Genomic DNA, 5,562 nt, shown 5'->3' with positions numbered 1-5,562 from the left:
CGCACCCTTGAGCACATCGTCGACGTGGTGCTGCACTTCGAGGGCGACCGGCACTCGCGGCTGCGGATGGTGCGGGCGGTCAAGAACAGGTACGGCCCGACCGACGAGGTCGGCTGCTTTGACCTCGGCGAGTACGGCCTGATCGGGCTCGCCGACCCCAGCGGGCTGTTCCTGTCCCGCCACAGTGAGCCGGTACCTGGAACCTGCGTCACCGTGACCCTGGAGGGCCGCCGCCCGCTCCTCGCCGAAGTGCAGGCGCTGGTCACCGCGTCCGCGCTCGACGTGCCGCGCAGGGTCACGTCCGGGCTCGATGCCTCCCGTGTCGGCATGGTGCTCGCGGTGCTGCAGCGCCGCACCGAATTGAAGCTCGCCAGGACCGACGTCTACGCCGCGACAGTCGGCGGGGTCCGGCTCACCGAGCCTTCCGTTGACCTGGCTGTGGCGCTGGCGCTGGCCAGCTCGACTGCCAACCTCGCGGTGCCGCAGGGCGTGGTCGCGGTCGGCGAGGTCGGCCTGGCCGGTGAGGTGCGCAACGTCGCGGGCGTGCCGCGGCGGCTCACCGAGGCGGAGCGGATGGGCTACCGCAGGGCGATCGTGCCCGCGGGCTCGGCCGACGTCCAGGGCGGCGGAACCATGGAGGTCATCGAAGTGGACGATATCCGTGCGGCGCTGACAGCCGCCCTCCGCGGCTGAGGGCCCCCGCCGCCGATGTCACCGGGCACGGGCGGAGCTGGCAGCGCAGGAGCTTAACGCTGCTGGCCGGGCTGGACTGGCCCACCGCGCTCATGGCGATCGCCTCGAACGTACCCCAGACGCCGGAGGCGAGCGGGCCCGCGCAGCCGGCCTCGCCTACCGCGCGACTCCAGGAGATGACCACGAGCCGCGGCACGCAGCCCGGCAGCGGCGTCCGACTCGCCGGGGATAATGCCTGGCATGGGATCGCCCTATTTCGAGCCGGTGCTGGCGTGGTATCCGGCGCACGCGCGCGACCTGCCGTGGCGCGCGCCGCGGGCAACCCCGTGGTCGGTTCTGGTCAGCGAGGTAATGCTGCAGCAGACGCCGGTGAGCCGGGTGCTGCCCGCCCACCACGCCTGGCTCGCCAGGTGGCCGTCGGCCCCCGCGCTGGCAGCGGACCCGCCGGGCGAGGCGGTGCGGCAATGGGGCCGGCTCGGCTACCCGCGGCGCGCGCTGCGGCTGCACGCGACCGCCGCCATCGTGACGCAGCGGCACGGCGGGCAGATCCCGTCGTCCCGGGAGGAACTGCTCGCGCTGCCCGGGATCGGCGCCTACACCGCGGCGGCGGTGGCTGCCTTCGCCTTCGGCCGCCGGCACGCCGTGCTTGACACCAACGTGCGCCGCGTGCTTGCCCGGCTGGTGTCCGGGCGGCAGTTCCCCGGTCCGCGGCCGTCGGCGGCGGAGTACCGGCTCGCGGAATCGCTGCTGCCCGCCGACCCGGCCGTCGCGGCCCGCTGGTCGGTCGCCGTCATGGAACTCGGCGCGCTCACCTGCACCGCGGCCCGGCCACGCTGCACCGACTGCCCGGTCGCGCCGCACTGCGCCTGGCTAGCCGCAGGCCAGCCCGCATCGGCGTCGCAACGCCCTATTCAGCGCTACGAAGGCACCGACCGCCAGTGCCGCGGCAGGCTGCTGGCCCTGCTAAGGGAATCGCCGGGACCCGTGCTATCGCAGCACTTCGACGCCGTCTGGCCCGACAACGTCCAGCGCGCCCGGGCGCTCGACGGCCTGGTGTCCGACGGCCTAGTCGACCCGCTGCCGGACGGCAGCTTCGCGCTGCCCGCGTTACGCCTAGCGGATCCGAGAGTGCTGGTACGGCAGCCACCCATCGCCTCGGTCTCGGCCCATTCCCGTCCGTCACGCCAGCCCCTGCCGCTCGCCCTGCAGCGCCCGGCCGGGATAACGGGAAAGAAAATGCCGCCCCTGGGGCGCGTCGTTTTGTTAGCTGGCCGTCCCGGGCGTGTCACGGACCGGGCCGCTCCCGTCCTGCCCCGAATGCCCTGCTTTGCAAGATCACGCCCCCGGTGCCACCGGGCAGCCCCGGCACGCGGCCCACCAGGCCGGACCGGCCCGCCCGCACCGCATGCCACGATGACCGCCCAGACCTCGGCAGCGACCGGACGCCGAACCTGCCGCGCACCCATGCCGCAACCGGAGGGCAGGCATCCGGCAATGCCGGGTTACTCACCGACGCGTCCCTGACCGGTCTTTTGTTTCCCGGTAATCGCCGTGTCCGGAATGCCCGGTTCCGGGATACCGGCATACCGGGCATGTCGCATCGTCGGGCCGTCGGCTGGCATCGGCGCCGGGGACGCGCCCCGGCCGCGTGACAACGGAAAGCCGCAGCTCCAACCCGAATAGACGGCTGTCGTGCTAGCCGATCGCCTGCGCGGTCCCAGGCCCCTCGGTAGGCGTCGCACCGCCCGCCGCCGGGCTTGGCGCGGCCGGCTCGCTCGCCGCGACCGCCGCCACCGCCGCGTCGGGGACCGACTCCGGCTTCGGGACGCCGGTGAAGGTGAACTTCACCTCGTCGCCGCTGCCCTCGGTGTCGACGATGACGATGTGCCCTGGGCGCAGTTCCCCGAACAGGATCTTCTCGGACAGGCTGTCCTCGATCTCCCGCTGGATCGTGCGCCGCAGCGGCCGTGCCCCGAGCACCGGGTCGTAGCCGCGCTGGGCGAGCAGGTCCTTGGCGGTCGGCCGGATCTCGATGCCCATGTCGCGGTCCTTGAGCCGCTCGTCCACCTTGGCGATCATCAGGTCCACGATGCTGAAGATCTCGTCCCGCTCCAGCTGGTGGAACACGATGATGTCGTCGACGCGGTTCAGGAACTCGGGCTTGAAGTGCTGCTTCAGCTCCTCGCCGACCTTCGCCTTCATCCGGTCGTAGGAGCCGCGGGCCTCGCCCTGCCTGGCGAACCCGACCGACACGCCCTTGGAGATGTCGCGCGTCCCCATGTTCGAGGTCATGATGATCACGGTGTTCTTGAAGTCCACCGTGCGGCCCTGCGCGTCGGTGAGGCGCCCTTCCTCAAGGATCTGCAGCAGCGAGTTGAAGATGTCCTGATGGGCCTTCTCGATCTCATCGAACAGGACCACGGAGAACGGCCGCCGCCGCACCTTCTCGGTGAGCTGGCCGCCTTCCTCGTAACCCACGTACCCGGGCGGGGAGCCGAACAGCCTGGAGACGGTGTGCTTCTCCATGTACTCGGACATGTCCAGCTGGATCAGCGAGTCCTCGTCGCCGAACAGGAACTCCGCCAGCGTCTTGGACAGCTCGGTCTTGCCGACGCCGGAAGGCCCCGCGAAGATGAACGACCCGCCGGGGCGCTTCGGGTCCTTCAGGCCGGCCCGGGTGCGCCGGATGGCCTGCGACAGCGCCTTGATCGCGTCGTTCTGCCCGATCACCCGCTTGTGCAGCTCATCCTCCATGCGCAGCAGTCGCTGCGACTCCTCCTCGGTGAGCTTGAAGACGGGGATCCCGGTGGCGGTGGCGAGGACCTCCGCGATGAGCTCCTCGTTGACCTCGGCGACCACGTCCATGTCGCCGGCCTTCCACTCCTTCTCCCTGGCGGCCTTCTTGGCAAGCAGCTGCTTCTCCGTGTCCCGCAGCGCCGCCGCCTTCTCGAAGTCCTGGGAGTCGATGGCCGACTCCTTCTCCTTGCGGACCTGGGCGATCTTCTCGTCGTACTCGCGCAGGTCGGGCGGGGCCGTCATCCGGCGGATCCGCATCCGCGAGCCGGCCTCGTCGATCAGGTCGATGGCCTTGTCCGGCAGGAACCGGTCGCTGATGTAGCGGTCAGCCAGCTGCGCCGAGGCCACGAGCGCGCCGTCGGTGATGGAGACCCGGTGGTGTGCCTCGTACCGGTCGCGCAGGCCCTTGAGGATCTCGATGGTGTGCGAGATCGTCGGCTCCGCCACCTGGATGGGCTGGAACCGGCGCTCGAGGGCGGCGTCCTTCTCCAGGTACTTGCGGTACTCGTCCAGCGTGGTCGCGCCGATCGTCTGCAGCTCGCCGCGGGCCAGCATGGGCTTGAGGATGGACGCCGCGTCGATCGCGCCCTCGGCCGCGCCCGCGCCCACCAGCGTGTGGATCTCGTCGATGAACAGGATGATGTCGCCGCGGGTGCGGATCTCCTTGAGGACCTTCTTGAGCCGCTCCTCGAAGTCACCGCGGTACCGCGAGCCGGCGACCAGCGCCCCGAGGTCGAGGGTGTACAGCTGCTTGTCCTTGATGGTCTCGGGAACCTCGCCCTTGACGATCTTCTGCGCCAGGCCTTCGACCACCGCGGTCTTGCCGACGCCGGGCGCGCCGACCAGGACCGGGTTGTTCTTGGTCCGCCGGGACAGCACCTGCATGACGCGCTCGATTTCCTTCTCCCGGCCGATCACCGGGTCGAGCTTGCCCTCGCGCGCGCCCTGGGTGAGGTTGCGGCCGAACTGATCGAGCACGAGAGAGGTCGACGGCGCTGACTCGGTGCTGCCGGCGGCGGCTCCCGTGGTCGGCTCCTTGCCCTGGTAGCCGTGCAGCAACTGGATGACCTGCTGGCGCACCCTGTTCAGGTCCGCGCCCAGCTTGACGAGGACCTGCGCGGCCACGCCGTCGCCCTCGCGGATCAGGCCAAGCAGGATGTGCTCGGTGCCGATGTAGTTATGACCGAGCTGCAGCGCCTCGCGCAGCGATAGCTCAAGCACCTTCTTGGCACGCGGAGTGAACGGTATGTGGCCCGACGGAGCCTGCTGACCCTGGCCGATGATCTCCTCGACCTGCTGGCGGACCGCCTCCAGGCTGATGCCAAGAGACTCAAGCGCCTTGGCCGCGACACCCTCGCCCTCGTGAATGAGGCCAAGCAGGATGTGCTCAGTGCCAATGTAGTTGTGATTGAGCATCCTGGCCTCTTCTTGCGCCAGGACAACAACCCGCCGCGCCCGGTCAGTGAACCTCTCGAACATGTCGTCGCTCTCCTCACAGCGGGGATCCGGCAGGCTCCGGCGTGCCTGCCTGCTCCGCATGGTAGCCGCGTGCCCGACCCTGCACTTAACGCGATTATGCGCCAACTACAGGAGAAGTTCCCCGGACACTTGGCCTTCACCCCATCCAACAGCGCGAACGGGCAACGATGTTCCAAGTACGCCGGAAGCGAACGCACCGCGTGACCGCCGCCCACCAGCGTCCCGCCCGAGCCCCGGAGCAGGTGCGCCGTCAAGGCGCAGCCGGGGGGGTCCGGGGGTGGTCCTCCCCGGGCAAACCGCGGCCATGGAACCGCACAGACCCCGGAGCAGGTGCGCCGTCAAGGCGCAGCCGGGGGGTCCGGGGGGTCGCCCCCCCGGGGAAAACCAGCCGGGGGGTTCCGGGGGGTCGCCCCCCGGAACGAAACTAGTGCGCGGCCTCGTACTCGGCCACGATGTTGGCCGGAATGCGTCCGCGCTCATTGACCTTGAAACCGCGCGACTTGGCCCACTCACGGATTCGCGCGCTCTGCTCGCGGCCGGCGCCGCTACGCGCGCGGCGGCGCCGCGCAGGCGCGTTCGCTTTGCGGGAGTGTT

General features: G+C 70.4%; 3 protein-coding genes and 1 pseudogene. 2 read left to right on the top strand and 2 right to left on the bottom strand.

Going from position 1 to position 5,562, the window contains the following annotated elements; translation table 11 throughout:
- Both Q1N79_RS19360 and Q1N79_RS19355 read left to right on the top strand, forming a co-directional pair.
- Nucleotides 1-693 (top strand): magnesium chelatase domain-containing protein (locus Q1N79_RS19360; RefSeq protein ID WP_300610880.1); only part of this gene is annotated, 693 nt, incomplete at its 5' end.
- Between the two features lie 240 nt (nt 694-933).
- Nucleotides 934-1,797 (top strand): annotated as a pseudogene (locus Q1N79_RS19355) (A/G-specific adenine glycosylase); the annotation flags it as partial.
- A 591-nt stretch (nt 1,798-2,388) separates the two neighbouring features.
- On the opposite strand, the gene Q1N79_RS19350 reads toward Q1N79_RS19355, so the two are convergent.
- Together Q1N79_RS19350 and Q1N79_RS19345 are read right to left on the bottom strand one after the other, a co-directional pair.
- A complete protein-coding gene (locus Q1N79_RS19350) occupies nt 2,389-4,968 on the bottom strand; it encodes an ATP-dependent Clp protease ATP-binding subunit (RefSeq protein ID WP_300610877.1) in 2,580 nt (859 codons plus the stop codon).
- A gap of 424 nt (nt 4,969-5,392) precedes the next feature.
- Nucleotides 5,393-5,562 (bottom strand): histone-like nucleoid-structuring protein Lsr2 (locus tag Q1N79_RS19345; RefSeq protein WP_300610882.1); only part of this gene is annotated, 170 nt, incomplete at its 5' end.

It is taken from the genome of Trebonia sp. (assembly GCF_030042015.1).
Lineage (GTDB): Bacteria > Actinomycetota > Actinomycetes > Streptosporangiales > Streptosporangiaceae > Trebonia.
This window is presented reverse-complemented; position numbering and strand designations above follow the sequence as displayed.